Consider the following 21,124-nt stretch of genomic DNA (forward strand, 5'->3'; position numbering starts at 1 on the left):
ATAAGCAGACACAGCAATTGCGGTAAAGTCTACTATTATTGAATTAGCTAGGCATCTCTTGGAACATTGCCCGATGCTATCTGAGCTCAGAAGTCACAGAGCCAGTCTATGCGGAGTGACGAACAACCTGTGCGACCGATGACTGGGATATTAAATGAAGACCCACAACAAGATGTGTGGTATCACTCAAAATGGAATCCTGAAACAAAAAGATTCGATTACTATCGAATTCTGCCTAAACGACTTTCAGAACCACGCTCTCGCATTATTAATGTATTGAATGACCTAGGGCAATCGGCGAATTGATGCGTAAGGGTAAAACCATCCCAGACGATCAGTTTTACGCGATTGCGCTGCCGATTGGGCAAAGACGTAGTCAGTGCCACCGCAAGGAGCGTGCCAGTGCTTACCGGACACGCAGTGACATGCCATCGACACCGATGCGCATATCAACAGGGGTGACGACCAGCCAGACTGATTCTGGTTGCAACATCATGTTGGAGCAACGCAGTCCCTTAATGCAAACTTGGGCGGATTTTCTGAGTAATGCAACTATTTTGGTGCGAGCGGATTGAGGATCCTTGTGTCGTTGTTAGATTCTGCAGTGGTCCGCCAAGACCAGCAGACCTCACGCAACGCCCGCTCATGCAAGTAGGCGTTTTGGTTTGTGGGTTCGTTGTTCTCATGTGTGTCTAATTCCGGTGCCTGATCAATTGGTATAGAGAAATACCGGCGACACTCATGGAACGAGACGTTGTTCAGACTTATTTGGCACCTTTCGATCAACAGATTTGCAGTAATCTTGTCAGGAGTAGTCAAATCGCTCTGCTTGCCCTCTACTACGCCACGTACAGCAATACCGCGCCAAAATGGCATATGCTTCCTCCAAGCACGAACAGGTGCCATACCCCGTGTCCATGACGCCATTTGTGATCTGTGGCATAAAACGCGATGCCGCCGGTGTAGAGTGCACCGCCTGCTGCCAGCCATCGGAAGCCGTCCATCGTGAGCGCATTGATGAGCGGCTTAGCAGCGATCACGCCAACCCAGCCCATCACCACATAAATTAGCAACGACATTAACCGTGCTCCTTTGGCGTACCACAATTCTTGCAGGACACCAATAACGGCAAGCCCCCACACCACGCCGAACAGCGACCATCCCCACGACCCCCTTAGGCTGACCAGTGTGAATGGCGTATAGGTACCAGCAATTAGCAAGTAGATTGCGCAATGGTCGAGCCGACGCAATACGTCTTTGGCTGGCCCTTGGGTGCTGTGATACAGGGCAGATGTAAAATAAAGGGCAACTAGCGTGACAGCGTAGATGCTGAAACTAACAATCTTCCAATAGTCGCCACTGCGAACTGCTATCGTGATCAGCGATACGCCGCCCACTGTCGCCAATGCAGCACCCACCGCGTGGGTAATGCCATTGAAGCGCTCTCCATAATACATGCGTATTCCCTTACAAATTTTCCACTATTGAAAGCTGCGGCCCAGACATTGTATTTGCGTGGGCGCGTTGTGCACCTCCTGGCGAAAGCTGCCACCCGGTCATTTGCCCCATCAAATCCCAGTCCTTTCCGATCGAAGTGAAACTGTTGCAAGCTACGTCGTTGATTATCATTTTAATAAATTTTATTTTAAGTCTGCTTAAAAGTTACATTGCATATTTATCGATGGCACTTGTTGTCTGTCGCTCCGCATAGGCTGGTTCTTTGATCTCAAAGCGCAGATACAAGCGGCGTAAAAGCAAAAACAAGGACATTGTCCTTAAACATTTGTGTTTTGTTTGTTATCTTTATTTAAATCACACTTGGTCAACTACGATTCAACAATTTTTGTAATTCATCCATATCCAGTGGTTTGACTAGATGCGCATCAAATCCTGCAGCAAGCGATTTACGCATGTCCTCAGCATGTCCATAGCCAGTCACGGCAATTAATAGCGAGGTCGCAGTCTCTGGCAGTTCACGCAGGCTGTTCGCTAATGCCATGCCATCCATATCAGGCAATCCGATATCCAGCAGACTTACTTGCGGTTTTAGACGGCGCGCAATATCAAGAGTAGCACTAGCGTCATAAGCAACAACGACCTCATGACCAAATTCACGTAATACTGTACAGAGCATATCGGCCGCATCTTGATTGTCGTCTACTACCAATATCCGCTGGGTTGGAACCTTCGGTATTGGTTCTCTACAGGCTACCGATTCTTGCATCACCTCATCAGCAGGCAGGCAAGGTAACCTGAGAGTGAATGTACTGCCCTGCCCAAGGCCTTCACTACACAGATGAACGCTACCGCCGTGGGCATTGGCTATCAATTTCACAAGTGCCAAGCCCAAGCCCAGACCACCTTGAGTGCGGTCTGGTGTGCGTTTAGCTTGAGTAAACAAGTCAAAAATGTAGGGGGCCAAATCAGGCTCTATGCCCATACCATCGTCACTGACCTCCAGTACCACTGAATCTTTTTCAACTGCGAGAATCACTTCAATGCTTCCTCCAGTCAATGTGTACTTGACTGCGTTGTTGAGAAGATTGGCGATCACTTGAACCAGTCGATTCGGGTCGCCTTTCACCCACACAGGGCGAATAGGCAAGCAAAGGTTTAGCCGGTGTTGCTTTGCTTGCATAGCAGATTCAAGTTGCTCAACGGCTTCTGACGCTGCATTTCGCATATCAACCTGCTCACTCGCGAACGCTACCAGATTGCGTGTGAGCCTGGCCATGTCCAGCAAGTCGTCAATGAGATGTGACAGATGCCTGACTTGACGCGCAATAGTCTGGCTGGTCTTCAGCACTATCGTTGCGTCTTGTGGCCGCAGGCTAAGCAATTGCGCAGCGGCCCCGATCGGAGCCAGTGGATTGCGCAACTCATGCGCCAACATAGCCAAAAACTCATCTTTGTGCTGGTATGCTTCACAAATTTGGTATTGCCGCTGCCTCCCTCGTAGCGCGGAACGCACTGCGCTCATTAAGATTGGAACGCGTATAGGACGCTCCAACAAAGTCAGATTACCCAAAACATCATAAGCGTGCTGTACCCAATGAGGATTGCTACCCGGCTTAGTTAGAACGAGAATAGGAAAATCAGACCAGTCAGGCTGATGGGTAATAAATGTGAACAACGCGTCAAACCATTCACGGTTCAATGCCTCTTCCACTGTTACTAGCGCTCCAGCACCCTCCTCCATTGCCTTTAGCAATGACGGCAGGCCCGAACAATGCTCGCAAAGCACATCAGCGCTATGTAGCGCATTGGCGACGAGCGTAGCGTCCTTACCGTAGGGTGCGTAAATCAGGACACGATTTTTGATATGCAACTCGCTCATAGTTGAACCTCTGCGCCCTTAATAACAGGCAAATGCGGTGTCTGACTTAAAAAATCTCTGGCGTTTGCAAGTATGGTATCGATAGGTATCACTTCGACGATAAATTGTAGTGTCATAGCAAGTATTCTGGACTCGGCCAATCCAAATCAGGCAATGCCAATGGACAACGAACTTTATGGTATCAATGCTTTTGTTGGCCATAACCATCTGCTAACATTGTCAGGAAATATTGCTGGCACACTACATTATTCGTTACAAAAAAACAATAGTGATCGCCATCAATATAGGCTTTCGAAGCCGTTTTATGCCATCAATAGTTATTCTGCCTTTATCTCTCATTTGTAAATAACTTAACTACAAAGCTAAATTGTCAGCGATAGACTAAATCAGGGATTAATAAGCAACCGTGCGTTGCCGCACAAAGAAGGAGATATTACCCATCAAGCTTGTCGGGATAATCGCATCACTGAGATTCAAAAAAGGCAAAAAGTATATGTTGCTCAGCACTTTCAATCTCGAATTATTATGCACTTAGCCGTTTGTCAGCCTATATTCTTGTATCATTTCTTTCACTCGGTTATGAGTTAAAGAACACTTTTAAATATTAGGAAATTTTCAATTTCTTGCATCTTAGAATGCGCGATTTGTTTGACTCGCACTTCCCTCAAAACATCTTAGAGGAAGAGAGTTTAAACAGCTTACAAAGTACAAAAGCATTGTCTATTTGATATGTAGTAATATTAATCAAGCATTCTCGCATCCTTCTCAGACGCACTTTCTCCTCAACACGTTCAAACTATGAATATCGCTAAATTCATTAATCAAAATATGGAGCTGATCCTTGTTGAATGGGATGCATTCGCGGCGACCTTTGGTACTGTTGCGGATAAGATGTCTACTCAGGAACTACGGGATCACGCTAAACAAATACTACAGTTCGTGGCCGAAGATATTCAAACAGCAGAGACCCCGGAACAAAAAGAGGCAAAATCACAAGATCTCAGCTCACCTCCAGCCAATGATGAGAGTGCTTCATCAATTCATGGGAGATTGCGTTACGCGAGCGGATTCACTCTCCGTCAATTAATTGCCGAGTACCGTGCATTGCGAGCAAGCGTACTTAAGCTATGGCAGCAAAGTTGTTCTGATGTTTGGGTAGAAAATGCGCAAGACATGATGCGGTTTAATGAAGCAATAGATCAATCACTTGCCGAGGCTGCTATAGCGTATTCGGACAAAGTGAATGAAACCCGGGATATATTTTTGGCTATTTTAGGTCATGACTTGCGTAGCCCCCTAGCAGTTACAGCATTGGCCGGCACATACCTATCCAGAGCGGGCGCATTTGACAATCAAATTCAGCAGATAGGATTTCGTGTCAAGCGTAGTGCTGCCACAATGAACGCGATGGTCAATGATCTATTGATATTGGCCCGCACTCAATTGGGTGATGGCATTCCAATCGAACGACTTGAATGTGATCTCAACGACATAGGCCGTTGGGCTATTGAAGACTCAACTGCCGTACATCCAAAATCTCTGTTCGAACTGAACACCAAAGGTGAGTTGAAAGGTGCTTTTGACCAGCAACGGCTTCAGCAAGTGTTAATAAATCTAATTAACAATGCTGCACAGTATGGTGCGCCTGATAGGCCGATCATCGTCGATATAGTGGGAGAAAAAGATCGCATACTTCTTCAAGTCTGCAATGAAGGACCTACAATTCCAGAAGAGCTATTACCAACATTATTCAGCTCATTGGTGCAATTGCCAGAGCAGGATGGCAACGACAGGCCGCGTAGCAGTCTAGGCTTAGGCTTGTTTATAGCAAAAGAAATCGTTGTAGCACACGGCGGCGATATTAATGTACGTTCTGATCAAGATGCGGGCACTGTATTTTCAGTTTATCTACCCCGACAATAATATAGGATATTTTTAATCTACCTCAAAATTAGCAATCCTGCTTTCCTGAGCCGCAAAGCGTATTAAATACCAAGATCTATTGGGACTGCCTTTGTGTGACAACGCACAGACCTACTTCAAGCCATTGGAGTAGCGTGCAGGTCATGCAAAACATCAACGTCCAGGCGCTACCTGTCACCGTGTCGCCGCAGGGTACACCTCTTTTTGTTGCCAAAGGACTTGCCAAAACCTACCAGATGGGCGAGATAACGGTCACTGCCCTGGTTGATGTTGATCTAACTATCTACAAGGGCGAGTTCATAGTGTTGTTGGGACCGTCAGGCAGCGGCAAATCGACTTTATTGAATATTCTGGGCGGCCTGGATCGCCCTAGTAGCGGCAGTGCCCTTTTTGCTGAACAAGATTTAACCGCAGCCAACGAGAAAGAACTCACCACCTACCGGCGTGAGCATGTAGGCTTTGTGTTTCAGTTCTATAACCTCATCCCCAGTCTGACGGTGCGGGAAAACGTGGAGCTGGTGACTGACATTGCCATTAATCCCATGCCCGCGCTGGAAGCGTTGACGCTGGTGGGGCTGGCAGACAGGGTAGATCACTTTCCATCGCAATTATCTGGCGGTGAGCAGCAGCGGGTGGCGATTGCCCGCGCCATCGTAAAGCGGCCAGACGTGTTGCTATGCGACGAACCCACAGGAGCACTGGACTATGTAACCGGCAAGCTGGTGCTGGAGGTCATTGCCAACATCAACCGAGGCATCGGTACTACGACAATCGTCATCACTCATAACGCCGCCATTGCAGACATAGCGGATCGGGTGCTGTTTTTGGGTGAGGGGCGAATTCAGCGCATCGAAGTCAACACTAACAAGCTGCAGCCGTCCCAACTGACCTGGTAATGCTCTGGCCCCTTGATTTAATAAAGGCCAGTAAGCGCAAAGATACGCAACAAAGCCAGCTTTATTTGCATTAGCTTCCACATAAGGGTGCGGGTTACTACAGTCCGCTGAGTCCAGATAAGACCACCATGAAAACGCTGAACAAGAAGCTACTGCGCGGCATAACTTTGATGTGGAGTCAGGCCTTGACAATTGCGCTAGTGGTCGCTAGTGCCGTCGCTGGCTTCATCACCAGCTTCAGTGCTTACGACGCGCTATCGTGGTCGCGCGATTTGTATTACGCCGATTCACGCTTTGCAGATGTGTTTGCCACACTCAAGCGGGCACCACTGACTCTGGAGCGACAATTGCAGGAAATTGTTGGTGCCGCGCATGTTGAAACATCCCAAGCCCAAGTCGTCCCAGTGAATATCCCCAATGTAGTGGACCCAATTGTCGGTCTGTTGTTGGGGATGGACCCACTGCTGCCGCAGCGGCTCAATAAGGTCAATCTTCGCCTGGGGCGTATGATTGCTACACGCCATACAGGCGCAATGGAAGCACTGGTATCGGAAGGTTTTGCCGTGGCGCGCAAGCTTGCGCCGGGTGACCGGGTCAACGCGCTCATCAATGGCAAACGAGAAGAACTGCTAATCGTAGGCATTGCTCTCTCGCCAGAGTATATTTTTGCGGGTTTGGGGGGCTCGCCCGACCAGCGCGGTTTTGGCGTCTTTTGGGTGGATAAGCATGCTCTGGCGTCAGCCTACAATATGGAAGGTGCGTTCAACCAGGTTGCCGTGCGGCTTAGCCCTGGTGCCAGCGAGGGGGCGGTGATAGATCAGCTAGACCGCCTGCTGAAGCGTTACGGCGGGAACACCGCTCATGGCCGCGATTTGCAGATGTCGCACGCCATGCTCAGCTCTGAAATTACTCAGCAGCGGGTGATGGGTACAGTCTTGCCGACGATCTTTTTGGGTGTTGCTGCCTTTTTGCTTAACGTGGTGCTAGGTCGGCAAATTGCCACTCAGCGCGGACAGATCGCTGCACTCAAGGCACTGGGCTACGACAACCTTGCAATTGGCTGGCATTACTTAAAGCTGGTGTTGATTATCGTGGCCTTAGGGCTGGCATTGGGTCTGGCTCTGGGCACAGTGATGGGCAAGTTTTTTGTCGGCATGTATGAGGAAAGCTTTCGCTTCCCTGACATGCATTTTCGTTTGCGCCCCGATCTTGTGCTGGTGGCCGTCGGCGTGGCATTAACCGCAGCTGTGTTGGCCACGGTCAACGCGATTTATGCGGTCGTCATCCTGGCACCAGCAGAAGCTATGCGGGCCCCGTCCCCAGGCATCTTCAAACCTATGCTCATTGAGCGCTGGGGTTGGCAAAAATGGTTTTCGCCGGCGCTACGCATGGTCTTGCGTACGATGACGCGAAGACCACTGCGTACCAGCCTGACGGTGTTTGGTATTGCCATGTCGATGGCAATTGTGGTTACCGGCTCTTTTATGCGCGATTCGGTGGCGGTGTTGATGGAAACCCAGTTTCGGCAAGTGTTGCGCGGCGACGTGGTCGTGGCCCTGTTGGAAGCAACGCCTGCCAACGTATTATACGCAGCAGGCAAGTTGCCCTATGTCACTGCGGTGGAAGGGGCACGCAGCGTGTCGGTTCGGCTGGTACATGATAACCACAACTGGCACGGCATCATCATGGGCAAAGCGCCGCAACCTGAACTGCAACGCATCGTGAATCTGGAAAGGCAATTCTTCACTGCCCCACAGGACGGTCTGTTGCTGACCGATCGTCTCGCTACCAAGTTGCATCTTCACGTGGGCGATAGAGTACGAGTAGAGGTACAGGAAGGCGAACGCGCAGTGCTGGAATTGCCGGTAACTGGCACGGTACAAGAAATGCTGGGCATGAATGCCTACATCGAGCGAGCCAGCCTGAACAATCTATTGCGCGAAGGTGATCTGGTAAACAGCTTCACCCTGGCGGTTGAACCCGGCTTTGAACCCGAGCTGCTACAACGTCTACAAGGATTATCCCGTGTTGGCGTGGTCATCAGCAAGTCAACCATGGCCAAGAACATAGAGGATGTGACCGTCGGCAACCTGCTGATGGTCAGTTCTGTGTTGACAGCCTTTGCTATCGTGATTGCCGTGGGGGTGGTGTATAACAACGCCCGCATCGCACTGGCCGAGCGCGCCTGGGAATTGGCCAGTCTGCGCGTTCTGGGCTTTACCCGCACCGAAGTGTCTGCCATTTTGCTGGGCGAGCTTGCAATTGAAATCACACTTGCCATGCCGCTGGGCATGTTGCTGGGATATCTGCTCGCGGCAGGCATCGTCAGCGGGATACAAACCGACGATTTTTACTTCCCATTTGTGATCACGCCCGCCACCTATGCCTTTGCTGCCATCTGCGTGGCACTGGCAGGCATGGTCAGCGCCTTTATCGTGCGCCAGCGTGTAGATGGGCTGGACATGGTCAGCGTGCTCAAGACGCGTGAATAAAATGCACATCAGCCAACACCATATCCCTCCAATGATTTCGTCTCAACAATAACCTGGAATTAATATGACTGATAGCCCGCCCCCAACAAGCGCACAAGAGCCGAGCGCGGTACCGCTGGCACCTCCTTCTCCGACGCAAGTCGCACCTGCGACTCTGCCAGTGACACCCGTTGCGCCGACGTCCGGCACGTCACCTGTTCCGCCCGCCACCGCCCCACCAGCACCAGCAACTAAGCCCAAGACCAAACTGAAACGCTATCTGATCATCGCGGGCGTGAACTTGGTAGTTATCGCGCTGCTGGTGTGGGCATTCAAACCCAAGCCGCTGAGCGTGGAAGTAGCCAAGGTGACCCAAGGCCGGTTTGAACGTGCCATACAGGAATATGGCAAAACTCGTGTGCGCAACCGCTACATTGTCTCTACTCCACTGGCAGGCCGCGTGGGACGGGTACTACTAAATCAAGGCGACAGCGTCACACAAGGTGATACCGTGGCACTGTTGTGGCCAATGGCACCTGCCTTACTGGACGAGCGCGCCCGCGACGAGCAAAGTGCGCGCATTGCTAGTGTGGCAGCATCGCTGGCGCGCACCCAGGCCAACGTGGGGCATGCGAACGCGGCATTGGATCAGGCCCAGGCAGACTTAAGGCGCAGTGAAGCCTTGGCGAGACAAGGTTTTGTATCACCCAATCAGAATGAAACCGGACGGCTCAATCTGAGCCTGCGCATCCACGAACTGGAAACTGCGCGACAGGAAGAAAATGCAGCAAGGCATGATCTGGAACAGTCTCGCGCTGTACTAAAACAGTTTGCGCAAGCGCCGTTGGGTGGTTCGCAGCCCAGCTTTGCTATCAAGGCACCAGTCAGCGGCAAAGTGTTGAAAATATTGCAACAAAGCGAAACAAGTGTATCGGCAGGCGCAGGCTTGCTGGAACTAGGTGACCCGACCAAGCTGGAAGTGGTGGTTGATCTCCTGACCGAAGACGCCACTCAAGTGCGCCCAGGTACTGCCGTACAATTACTGAACTGGGGCGGTGCAGAAGTGCTCAGTAGCAAGGTGCGCTGGGTTGAGCCAGCCGCATTTACTAAAGTGTCGGCGCTGGGCGTAGAAGAACAGCGCGTCTATGTGGTCATCGACATAATAGCCCCGGCTGCGCAATGGCAGGCATTGGGCGACGCCTTCAAGGTCGACGTGCGGGTATTGGTGCAAGTGGTGGAAAATGCCATCATGGTACCGGTGAGCGCCCTGTTCCCCATAGGCTCCCGCTCTGGCGTATTTGTTGTTGAAAAGAACCATGCCGTCCTGAAAGAAATCAGCGTAGAAGCTCGCAATGGCGTCAGTGCCTGGGTGAAAGAAGGGCTACCCGTAGGCACCCAAGTGATTGTGTATCCCGATAGCAAACTTAAGGACAAAGCGGCAGTGAAGATGCGTTGAATATTAGATAGAACACAGAATTGACTTTTGGTTTCGAGGGCATAGAAAGGAGTCTGGAATCTTTGCCAGAATCGATGGAAATCCACCAAGACAATATATGGCATTACTTTAGGATGTTCAAATTTTGCATGTACCAACAACACCACCTGACGATAAAACAAAAAGATCGCTACTGAAATACGTTTGCAAAAGGAGGCGCGAAACATGAATCGACCTAAAAATACCTTGACTGCAAAAATCACTCGAAGCATTTCAGGCTCAGATTCAATCGCACTAAGATCAAGTTGCACTTCGAACTTGAATCCACCATGGCAACAAAGGCCGGCACTATCAGATTATTATTTTCACTTAATTGAATTGTGCACGAAGCTGTTGTAACTCACTTTGCAAGTCATCTATGCGCTGCATCAGGGTGAGTGCCAATATCATGCCATGACTATCCAATTCAAAGTCGTCACGCAGCCTGCGGGCACTGCTCACTGTAACAATGGAATGCATAGGAAATATCTTTGCCATCGCATTGTCGTCAATCGGAGTAATTAGACCATTTTCAATCAACTCATTGACTTCCCCTTCTGATAAGCCTGATACATCACACAGGTAAGTGATGGAGCAGGCATTTTGATCATTGAGCAAAGTCCATTCTGCAATTTGAACGTTCATTTAGCCTCCAAGTTGAAGTGGGCACGGGGCTGGAAGGTGGATAGTCCAGAAAGCTGTTGGTAGATATCTTGTTCGGCCTTGCTAATTTCTTTTGGAACCTGAATTTGTGCAACTGCATACAGATCGCCGATTTGTCCGTCTACTTTTGGTAACCCGCGTTTTGACAAGCGCAGACGCTGTCCCGAAGATGTGCCTGACTTTACCTTGAGTTCTACATTGCCGCCAGGAGTCGGAATCTGCATGCTCGCGCCAAGTGCTGCTTCCCAAGGAGACAGTGGCAAGTCAAAATACAGGTCACTGCCACTGACCCTGAACAAAGGATGCGGAGAAATTGTCAGAACCGCATAGAGATCACCCGATTGACCGCCATTGAGGCCAGGGCCACCTTTACCAGCAAGCCGCATGCGCTGACCTTCTTGCGCTCCTTTTGGGATGGTGATCCGAAAAGTATGAGGCTTGCGATGAGGCAAGCCATGTTGGTCATATTCTGGCATTTCGACAGATACATTGACTGGTCCCCCGTGAAAGATTGTTTCGAGTGGCACGGAAACGGAAACCGAATAATCCTCACCTCGCAATGGAGAATGTGCTCTTTTTTGCCCGCCTGACCTGAATGCACTGAAGAAATCGGAAATATCAACATCATCAAAACTTGAAGCACCTGCTCCGTATTGCGCTTGCCATTCAGGAGGTGGCGTGAAATTTTCACCGTTTTTATGGCTGCCTATTTTGTCGTAGTCTGCGCGTTTATCTGTGTTCTTCAAAGTAGCATAAGCTTCAGCAATTTCTTTGAATTTCTCCTCGCCTTTTGGGTCTTTTGATATATCGGGATGATACAGGTGAGCCAACTTGCGATAGGCTTTCTTGACATCATCTAATGTCGCCGTCCTGTCTACACCCAGAACTTCGTAATAATCTTTATATTTCATGGGAATCCAGTCTTTAATTTATCCAGCGCCAATTAATTACCTCGGGCAAATCTTCTCCATGTTCACATATAAAGCGTTTATGACGCTCCATCGTTGTCCAGTATCGTGCCTGTGCAATTGGTATCTGATCGCTAAAGCGTGGTATATGCATAATCGCGTCAAGTGCCAACTGGTAGCGATCAAGATTATTCAATACGACCATATCAAACGGTGTTGTGGTAGTGCCCTCTTCCCGATAACCACGAACATGAAAATTGCTATGGTTATGTCGCCGATAAGTCAGTTTATGTACCAATGCCGGGTAACCATGAAATGCAAATATGACTGGCTTGTCAGTCGAAAATAAGTTATCAAATTCATTATCATCCAGACCATGGGGATGCTCAGACTGAGGCTGCAACACCATCAGATCAACGACATTGACTACACGGATACGAATTCCCGGTACATAGCTGCGCAATAAGCTAACTGCTGCAATGGTTTCTAGTGTAGGTACATCGCCTGCGCAAGCCATAACTACATCTGGGCTTCCGATATCATTGCTCGCCCACTGCCAGATACCCGCACCAACAGTACAATGTCGAATTGCTGCTGCCATATCCAGCCATTGCCATTCTGGCTGTTTACCAGCAACAATGACATTCACATAGTTGCGGCTGCGCAGGCAATGGTCGGTGACTGATAATAGACAATTGGCATCAGGAGGAAGATAAATACGAACCACCTCAGATTTTTTGTTGGCGACATGATCAATGAACCCTGGGTCCTGGTGTGAGAAGCCATTGTGATCCTGGCGCCAGACATGCGAAGTCAGCAAATAATTGAGTGACGCAATCGGTGCGCGCCACGGGATGTCATTGCAGACTTTAAGCCATTTTGCATGTTGATTCATCATTGAATCAACAATATGTATGAACGCTTCGTAGCAAGAAAACAGGCCATGCCGCCCAGTGAGCAAGTAACCCTCCAGCCAGCCCTGGCAAAGATGTTCGCTTAACACTTCCATGACCCGACCATTGACACTAAGGTGAAGGTCAATGTCCTTGATGTCTGCCATCCAGGCTTTGCCGGTCACCTTAAAGACGGCATCAAGGCGGTTCGACGCGGTCTCATCAGGACCAAAGAGGCGAAAATTCTTTGCATCAAGACTATTGAGCATCACCTGCCGCAAGAAATCTCCAAGTACGCGCGTTGCCTCAGCTTTAACCGAGCCAGGCATAGGAACAGCAACCGCATAATCATGCATGTGAGGCATTTGCAAAGCTTGTAATATGCCCCCACCATTGGCATGCGGATTAGCCCCCATACGTCGATGTCCGGTCGGAGCCAGGTCCGCCAACTCTTCCAATAATCTGCCATTTTCATCAAAAAGCTTATTGGCCTGATAGCTTTGCAGCCACGCTTCAAGTTGAGCCAGATGTTGTGGATTTTTGAAGTCAGCAATCGGCACCTGGTGTGCCCGCCACGTATTCTCGACCGCCAATTGATCAACGAATTTGGGTCCCGTCCAGCCTTTGGGACTACAAAATACGATCATCGGCCAACGAGGACGTTGCAATTCATCTTTTGCTATGGCATTGCGTGCAAGATGTTGAATGTCTCTGATTTTCTGCAACACAGCGTCAAGTGTCGCTGCCAAGGCTTGATGCATCAACGCTGGATCATCACCCTCGACAAAGTAAGGTTCATGACCATAGCCTCGCAGCAATTCACACAACTCTTCACGACTAATGCGCGCAAGAACTGTAGGATTAGCAATTTTATATCCATTCAAATGAAGAATGGGGAGCACCGCGCCATCCAGTGCGGGGTTGAGAAATTTATTCGAATGCCAGCTCGCCGCCAAAGCACCAGTTTCTGCTTCACCATCACCAATGACACATGCAACGATCAGGTCGGGATTATCAAATGCTGCGCCATAAGCGTGTACCAGAGAGTAACCTAATTCACCGCCTTCATGAATAGAGCCTGGGATGTCTGGCGAGACATGACTAGGAATGCCGTTTGGCCACGAAAATTGACGGAACAATCGCAACATGCCGTTTTGATTCCGTTCTATGGCAGGATAGTGTTCTGTGTACGAACCTTCAAGATAGGTATGCGCAACGATACCTGGCCCACCGTGGCCGGGACCAATCACATAGATCATATTGAGGTCGTTCTCTTTGATCAGCCTGTTTAAATGTACATAGATAAAATTCAAACCGGGAGTTGTACCCCAATGCCCTAAAAGGCGAGGTTTAATGTGCTCCAGTTTCAATGGTTCTTTGAGAAGAGGATTCGCCTGAAGATAGATTTGCCCCACGGTGAGATAGTTTGCCGCACGCCAGTAGTCATGCATTTTTTCTAGCAGCTCGGCAGAAAGAGGATGCGAAGTATAGGGATTAAATGTGTCCATGATCTACCCTTCTTCCAATGATAAAATTGCATTATCAACAACAGCCTGCGCTTCATGAAGAACTTGCTGCAGATGGGCTTCGCCAATAAAACTCTCTGCGTATATTTTGTAAGTGTCTTCTGTGCCAGAGGGGCGTGCAGCAAACCAGGCATTGGCAGTCACGACCTTGATCCCACAGATCGCATTGTTATTGCCAGGAGCACGAGTAAGTATCTGTTCTATCTTGTCACCACCAAGATCGCCTACGCTGATCTGTTTTTCAGATAAAGCCGCGAGTTTTCGTTTTTGCTGTCTTGTTGCCGGGGCATCTACGCGTTCAAAAAAGGGGTCGCCTAATTCGTTTGCCAGTTTGCGGTACAAAACACCAGGGTCGTAGCCTGTTTTTGCTGTCATTTCTGCTGCCAGCAGGGCGGTGGAAATACCATCTTTTTCTGTCATCCACACCGAACCATCTATGCGCAGAAAACTCGCCCCTGCGCTTTCTTCTCCACAAAAACCCAGGGCACCACTCTGCAAGCCATCAACGAACCATTTAAAACCTACCGGCACTTCGTACAGACCACGTTCCAGTTTTTTTGCCAGCCTGTCTATCAATTGTGTACTGACGACTGTTTTGCCAATTCCGGCAGAACCAGCCCACTGTGGCCTGTGTGTAAATAGATAATCAATGGCAACTGCGAGGTAATGATTGGGTGGTAACAAGCCCGCCGACCTGCTGACAATGCCGTGCCTGTCATGGTCGGTGTCGCAGGCGAAGGCAATATCAAACTTGTCTTGCATGCTGATCAGGCCCTGCATGGCATATTTTGAAGACGGGTCCATGCGGATCTGACCATCCCAGTCTAGTGGCATAAAAGCAAAGCTGGGGTCAATCACGTTATTGACCACTGTCAGGTCTAACTGATAGCGGTCTGCGATGGCTGACCAATAATGGACGCCAGCACCGCCAAGCGGGTCTACGCCGATGCGTATCTGTCCGTCACGAATGGCATTCATATTGACGACGCTGCCAATTTCATCGACATAAAAATCCATGAAGTTGTAACGATGCGTGGTCTTTGCCTGCATGGCTTTACTGCTGGTGATGCGGCGTACACCTGCCAGATCATTCTCCAGATATTGATTTGCTGCGTTTTCTATCCATTCGGTAATTTGCTGATTGGCCGGACCACCGTTAGTTGGATTGTATTTAAACCCGCCGTCACGCGGTGGATTGTGGGACGGAGTAAGAACGATGCCGTCTGCCAGGCCTGTGAGATGATCGCGCCGTTTGTTGTAACTCAATATCGCAAGGGAGATGGCCGGGGTAGGTGTGTATTCATCATTGCTCGCCAGCATGACCTCGACGCGATTTGCCGCCAGTACTTCCATGGCGCTGGCGCATGCCGGTTCGGATAAGGCATGCGTATCCATACCCAGAAAAAGTGGGCCATTAATGTCATTTAAGTTGCGAAAATCACAAATTGCCTGTGTGATTGCCAGCACGTGGGCTTCATTGAATGCACTGTCGTAAGCTGATCCACGATGCCCGGATGTACCAAACTTGACTCTTTGTTCCAGAATGGATGGATCCGGCTTTAAAGTGAAATAAGCCGTGACCAATTTTGAAATGTTGATCAGTGAAGACAATGGTGCCAGTTTGCCTGCCAGTGGATGAATAGATGTTGTCATGGTTTTTACCCGATAGATGAACGATGACGTAATGCCTGCGCCCTGGCTGCCGCAACGACATGGGAGACATCGAAACCAAAATGGGTTTCGACTACTTTGCCCGGAGCGGAAAGGCCAAACGACTGCACGGATATCATCGTGCCATGCTGGCCGGTATAACGTTCCCAGCCAAATGCCGATGCTGCTTCAACCGATACCCGGGCCAGCACGCCTGGTGGCAATACGTGATCACGATAAGCTTCGCTCTGGCTTTCAAATAAATCCCAGGATGGCATGCTGACGACGCGGGCGCGAATGCCTTCTGCGCTCAGTTGCTCGTAAGCGGCAATACAGAGTGCTACTTCGCTTCCCGTTCCCAGTAGTAGTACTTCTGGTCTTTCATCGACCGCATCGGCGAGTATATAAGCACCCTTTGCGACTCCACTGGCGCTGGCGTATTTTTGTCGGTCTATCGTAGGCAATGCCTGCCGCGACAAGACCAGGCTGGAAGGGCGATCACTGGTTTTCATGATCACCTGCCAGGCTTCCAGTACTTCATTCGCGTCCGCCGGGCGCAGTAAAACCATGCCGGGCATGGCACGAAATGACGCGAGCTGCTCTACAGGCTGGTGAGTAGGACCGTCTTCGCCCATGCTAATCGAGTCATGCGTCCAAAGATAAATGACCGGCATGCCCATCATTGCTGACAAGCGGATCGCCGCACGAGCATAGTCGGTAAATACAAAGAAACTGGCTGCAAAAGGCCGTAACCTGGATAGTGCCATGCCATTGGCGATAGCACACATGGCATGTTCACGTATGCCGAAATGGAAATTTCGTCCTGCATAACTGGCAGATTCATTCCCCAATTCAGCGCTGAAGTAGGCGTTGTCGATGGCGACAAGGGCTTCAAAATCACCTGCCGCGTCAAAATTCAAATTTGTCTTGGTGGATGGTGCCAGATCGGCTGCGCCGCCAAGTAGCCATGGCATGTGTGCCGCGATGGCATTCAAGACTTTGCCCGAGGCTTCTCGTGTGGAGAGCCCTTTTTCGTCTGGTGCAAAGTCAGGTAAGGCAAGATCCCAGCCGTCTGGCAATTCACTGGCCTGCATGCAATCAATTTGTTTTGCGAGTTGGGGATGCTGCTGGCAATAGTCGGCAAACAAGCTATTCCACGAGGTATGGGCGTCTTTGCCACGTTGACCAAATTGCGCACTGAAGTGTGCCTGCACGCCGTCAGGTACGGCAAATTGCGCATCCGGGTCCATGTGATAAGACTGTTTTGCCAGCCTCGCTTCGTCAATGCCAAGTGGTTCGCCATGTGCCTCCCGGCTGTCTTGCTTGTGGGGTGCACCATAGCCTATATGGCTTTGCACGACGATCAGCGTTGGCCTGTCCTGGGTGTCGACAAAACGCTGTAAGGCACTGGTCTGTTGATCCAGGTTATTCGCATCAGCTACGCTGATGACTTGCCAGCCATAGGCACGAAATCTTGCTACGACATCTTCTGTAAAGGTGATTGCAGTCGTACCTTCAATGCTGACGTGATTGCTGTCGTAAATCCAGCAAAGATTGGCCAATTCCAAATGGCCTGCCAGGGAGGCCGCTTCAGCACTGATACCTTCCATCATGTCGCCATCACCACACAAGGTGTAAACATTGTAGTCAAACAGGGCATAGCCAGGTCTGTTGTAGGTGGCGGCCAGCCAGCGTTGCGCAATTGCCATGCCAACACTGTTCGCCAAACCTTGACCAAGTGGCCCTGTGGTAGCTTCTACCCCCGCAGTCCAGCCGTGTTCCGGATGCCCTGTGCAGCGGCTGCCAGCCTGACGAAAGCTTTGCAGATCTGCCATGCTGACGGCGAGATTGTCAGAAAAATCATCGGCTTTCGACTTGACACCACATAAATAAAGCATGCTGTATAACAAAGCTGATGCATGACCGACAGACAACACAAAACGATCTCGATTGAGCCACCCAGGGTCATCGATATCAAATCGCAGATAACGTTGCCAAACACAATACGCAGTTGGCGCTGCACCCATGGGGGTGCCAGGGTGACCCGATTTCGCCTTTTCTACCATGTCAATGGAGAGCGTACGCAAGGTATTGATACAAAGCACATCGAGCGCGGCAAGCGAATCTTGCCTGGCTGTACCACTACTCTCTTTGAGAGTATGGTCGGCATTCATGAAAAGGAACTAATTGTTAGTGCGGCGGTGTTTGTCGAATTTGCAGCCAGGTCAATTTGTTTACACTTATCCTCGATGACGGACATCATTTCATTCCATGAAGCTGTGAATGCGAGAACACCTTGGTCTTGCAAACGGGATGCAAGCGCTTCGACATCAACACCCTCACGCCTGAATTCTTCCACCACCTCGTTTGCATAGCCTCCATCCTTTGGCAATACTGTAGCTACCTTGCCATGGTCTGCAAATGCCAATAGTGTTTTCTCAGGAACGGTATTGATTGTATTTGCAGCCACTAAGGCTTCAACATACATCGTGTCCGATACATTTGTATCTTTAGTCCCGGTGCTGGCCCATAGCAACCGTTGGGGCATTGCACCATTAACCGCCAGGTTTTGCCAGCGTTCAGAGATTAACAGCTCGCAATAGGCTTGATAACATTGCATAGCAATGGCTATACCAAGGCGGTTATGAAATTCAGGAGATATTTCCTCTTTCACGGCAACATCCCAGCGACTCACGAACAAAGAGGCAACTGAATGGACGTGTAAATGTAAGCCCGCAAGCTGACGTCGTTCCATACCTCTTAAATAAGCATTTGCCGCTGCCAGGTACTGTTCACGCGAAAACAATAAAGTAACGTTGATCGGAATGCCATCGAAGGTGGCTTGCTCAATCGTCAGCATCCCCGCTGGGGTGGCTGGGATTTTGATGTACAGGTTAGGTAATGCCGCTTGATTGTGTAAGTGCGTAGCGGCTCTTAGCATATTGAGCGTGTCATGTGCTAAGAGCGGCGACACTTCGAGCGACACCCAGCCATCAACGCCATCACTTGCTTCAAATATAGGGCCAAGCAAATGCGCTGCCTGCGTCAAATCCTCTAGAGCTAACGTAAAAAAGAGTTCTTGGCCAGTCAATCCCTCTTTAGAGAGTTGGACAATGGCTGAGTCATAGCTAGTCCCTGATCCTATGGCATGTTGGAAAATGGTAGGATTTGAAGTCAAACCACTCACATTCAAATCGACGATGTAGCTTTGCAATGTGCCACTTTCGAGTAGATCACGATGAATATTATCCAGCCACACACTTTGACCCAGATCGCGCAATTGGCTGGTATGAGCATTCATATTAGTTCCATTTAATATTTCTAACTAGAGAATGGCCACGACTTAACAGCAATTGGACTGTCAAAGTTGACAAATGCGTTGTACTTATAGTCCATCAGGTCCCCCAGGCAATCAACACTGATGTCTGCAGGTGGATACATAGCCAATGTGTCTGCATCTAAAGCAAAATGACCTTGGCGGACGAATACGGTTGTAAGTCGGTTTTGCATAAGTTTCTTCATTGCGGTGAGCACCCGCAATTTATCGTCTATCATCACATAGTGCTGCCCTGGGTATTGATGAACGATGGCCGCAATCATTTTTTCTTTGTGAATATAAACCAGTACCCTTCCATCCACCGCGTCCCATAAACCAGAACGGAGAATCTTCCGTGGCTGATAAGCTATGTCTCCATCAGAAACGATAACAGTGCTTCCTATCGTTTCAAGCTGCGCGATCAACTCCAGAGCATGAGGGTACAAGCGGTCTGCAAATAAATAATCCATCAGGAAACTTGATATCCGCAGTAATGCTTGATTGTTTGCACTATGCTTATGGCCAAACTCATTTTCTATCGAAAAGGCTTGATCAGACCGGAAGCGTTGCAATGCACCAAAGTAGTCTGCATACCCTAATTCGACGCGCAGTTGCTCAACGATGTCCCAATAATGCGCAGCACTTTCAGAACCAAAATCTGTATAAAGAAGTTGGCCTAATTCATATAAAATTTGGTCGTTGTTGAGTAAAGTGTTGTCAGCGTCAATCAAAAATACCAGACTTTTCCTGACAGGCATTTCTTCAAGCTCAAGATCTTTTTCAGGTGACATTATTGAGGGCTCTCTATGGGAGATGCATTATGTTTTTCCACATGCCCACCAAATTCATTGCGCATTGCAGATAACATTCTATTGGCAAAGTCCCCCCTTCCTCGAGAAGCGAAGCGCTCAAACAATGCAGCACTCATCACGCTAATGGGAACCGCCTCTTCAATCCCAGCAAGGATAGTCCAGCGGCCCTCGCCGGAGTCAGCCACATGCCCTGCGTAAGCTTGTAGATGAGGGTCTTGAAGCAAGGCTGATGCGGTCAAATCAAGCAACCAGGAGCTAATAACACTACCGCGACGCCATACCTCAGTAATTTGAGGTAAGTCCATATCGTACTGATAAAATTCTGGATTGCGTAGCGGAGTACTCTCAGCATCGATATCTACTTTAAACTCTAGCTTGCCTATATTGGCGCTATGAAGAATGTTTAATCCTTCAGCGTAGGCGGCCATGATTGCGTACTCAATACCGTTGTGTATCATCTTGACGAAATGACCTGCGCCATAACCACCACAGTGTAAAAATCCTTGTTCAGCATCATTAACTTCAAGCGCATTGAGCACACGTCCTGGTGTACGGGTAGCGAGTGCAACGCCAGGTGAAAGCGACAGAAATATTGGACGCATATAAGCAACGGTGTTGGCTTCGCCACCTATCATCAGACAATAGCCACGCTCCTGACCTGCTATGCCACCACTCGTTCCGACATCAAGGTAGTGTATCCCTTGCTCCTGCATTTCAGAACTACGTCGTATATCGTCGCGATAGTAAGAATTTCCGCCATCAATAACAATGTCGCCCCTTGCAAGCAAGGGCAATAAACTTGCCAATACACCGTCGACGATTGCTGCTGGCACCATTAGCCAAATGGCTCGGGGTGTTGACAACTGCAGCACCAAATTTTGCAAGGAAATGGCAACACTTGCACCATCCGCTTCAACTTCAGACATTGCCTGCTCTAAAGAGTCATGGACAACGCAGTCATGCCCACTTGCAAGCAGACGCCTAACCATGCCTGAGCCCATCCTGCCTAAACCTATCATGCCCATTTGCATAGTCGTTTACCTGTTTTAAGAGAGAGTACGGACAAGTTATAGATTAAGCCAAAATAAGCAAGTCATCTGTTCGATGGCACACAGACAGCACAGAATAAATTCAGCATGATACGTTTAAAATTCGAATAAGCACTTGAATAAGTACTTGTACGGTAGCTTTATGAATGTACAGAAATTCACCGCAAATAATCTTGAAGTAAATCGATATACAAAGAAGTAAAAAA

The 21,124-nt window shown here is 49.3% G+C and carries 14 protein-coding genes; 4 read left to right on the forward strand and 10 right to left on the reverse strand.

What is annotated here, in order from left to right:
- Positions 1 to 839 precede the first annotated feature (839 nt).
- Entirely contained in the window at positions 840 to 1,457 is a 618-nt protein-coding gene (gene trhA, locus ACO0LN_RS22455) for a PAQR family membrane homeostasis protein TrhA (protein WP_422977641.1), read from the reverse strand.
- 365 nt (positions 1,458 to 1,822) lie between these two features.
- Entirely contained in the window at positions 1,823 to 3,337 is a 1,515-nt protein-coding gene (locus ACO0LN_RS22460) for a hybrid sensor histidine kinase/response regulator (protein WP_422977643.1), read from the reverse strand.
- Between the two features lie 798 nt (positions 3,338 to 4,135).
- On the opposite strand from ACO0LN_RS22460, the gene ACO0LN_RS22465 reads away from it, so the two are divergent.
- The 4 genes from ACO0LN_RS22465 to ACO0LN_RS22480 all read left to right on the forward strand — a co-directional run bounded on the left by ACO0LN_RS22465 (position 4,136) and on the right by ACO0LN_RS22480 (position 10,083).
- Entirely contained in the window at positions 4,136 to 5,260 is a 1,125-nt protein-coding gene (locus ACO0LN_RS22465) for a sensor histidine kinase (RefSeq protein ID WP_422977645.1), read from the forward strand.
- 143 nt (positions 5,261 to 5,403) lie between these two features.
- Positions 5,404 to 6,156 (forward strand): ABC transporter ATP-binding protein, encoded by a 753-nt coding sequence (locus tag ACO0LN_RS22470; protein ID WP_422977799.1) that lies wholly within the window; start codon positions 5,404 to 5,406, stop codon positions 6,154 to 6,156.
- Between the two features lie 128 nt (positions 6,157 to 6,284).
- Positions 6,285 to 8,648, forward strand: a complete 2,364-nt coding sequence (locus tag ACO0LN_RS22475; protein ID WP_422977647.1) for an ABC transporter permease — start codon at positions 6,285 to 6,287, stop codon at positions 8,646 to 8,648.
- Between the two features lie 64 nt (positions 8,649 to 8,712).
- Positions 8,713 to 10,083 carry an efflux RND transporter periplasmic adaptor subunit gene (locus ACO0LN_RS22480; protein ID WP_422977649.1) on the forward strand — a complete coding sequence of 457 codons (1,371 nt, stop codon included), beginning with the start codon at positions 8,713 to 8,715 and terminating at the stop codon, positions 10,081 to 10,083.
- 348 nt (positions 10,084 to 10,431) lie between these two features.
- On the opposite strand, the gene ACO0LN_RS22485 is transcribed toward ACO0LN_RS22480, so the two are convergent.
- The 8 genes from ACO0LN_RS22485 to gnd are packed head-to-tail and all read right to left on the reverse strand — an operon-like array spanning position 10,432 to position 20,900.
- The gene (locus ACO0LN_RS22485) at positions 10,432 to 10,746 is read right to left on the reverse strand and encodes a chaperone modulator CbpM (RefSeq protein ID WP_422977651.1); all 315 of its coding nucleotides are present in this window, start codon (positions 10,744 to 10,746) and stop codon (positions 10,432 to 10,434) included.
- Positions 10,743 to 11,675, reverse strand: a complete 933-nt coding sequence (locus ACO0LN_RS22490; RefSeq protein ID WP_422977653.1) for a DnaJ C-terminal domain-containing protein — start codon at positions 11,673 to 11,675, stop codon at positions 10,743 to 10,745. Before ACO0LN_RS22490 ends, ACO0LN_RS22485 begins: the two co-directional genes overlap by 4 nt.
- A 13-nt stretch (positions 11,676 to 11,688) precedes the next feature.
- On the reverse strand, positions 11,689 to 14,073 hold the full coding sequence (locus tag ACO0LN_RS22495; protein WP_422977655.1) for a phosphoketolase family protein: 2,385 nt from the start codon (positions 14,071 to 14,073) through the stop codon (positions 11,689 to 11,691).
- Between the two features lie 3 nt (positions 14,074 to 14,076).
- Positions 14,077 to 15,744, reverse strand: coding sequence for a phosphoglucomutase (alpha-D-glucose-1,6-bisphosphate-dependent) (pgm, locus tag ACO0LN_RS22500; protein WP_422977657.1), 1,668 nt, complete (start codon positions 15,742 to 15,744; stop codon positions 14,077 to 14,079).
- Positions 15,745 to 15,749: 5 nt separating this feature from the next.
- Positions 15,750 to 17,915: a transketolase gene (gene tkt / locus ACO0LN_RS22505; protein WP_422977659.1), complete on the reverse strand. Its 2,166-nt coding sequence runs from the start codon at positions 17,913 to 17,915 to the stop codon at positions 15,750 to 15,752.
- Entirely contained in the window at positions 17,912 to 19,042 is a 1,131-nt protein-coding gene (gene tal, locus ACO0LN_RS22510; RefSeq protein WP_422977661.1) for a transaldolase, read from the reverse strand. The genes tkt and tal overlap by 4 nt, the downstream gene beginning before the upstream one ends.
- 20 nt (positions 19,043 to 19,062) lie before the next feature.
- Complete coding sequence (locus ACO0LN_RS22515) at positions 19,063 to 19,848, reverse strand: HAD family hydrolase (protein ID WP_422952320.1); 786 nt, start codon at positions 19,846 to 19,848, stop codon at positions 19,063 to 19,065.
- Positions 19,848 to 20,900, reverse strand: coding sequence for a phosphogluconate dehydrogenase (NAD(+)-dependent, decarboxylating) (gnd, locus tag ACO0LN_RS22520; protein WP_422952321.1), 1,053 nt, complete (start codon positions 20,898 to 20,900; stop codon positions 19,848 to 19,850). The genes ACO0LN_RS22515 and gnd overlap by 1 nt, the downstream gene beginning before the upstream one ends.
- Positions 20,901 to 21,124 lie beyond the last annotated feature (224 nt).

The sequence above is a fragment of the Undibacterium sp. TC9W genome (genome assembly GCF_049339865.1).
In the GTDB taxonomy this organism is placed as follows: Bacteria; Pseudomonadota; Gammaproteobacteria; order Burkholderiales; family Burkholderiaceae_D; genus Undibacterium.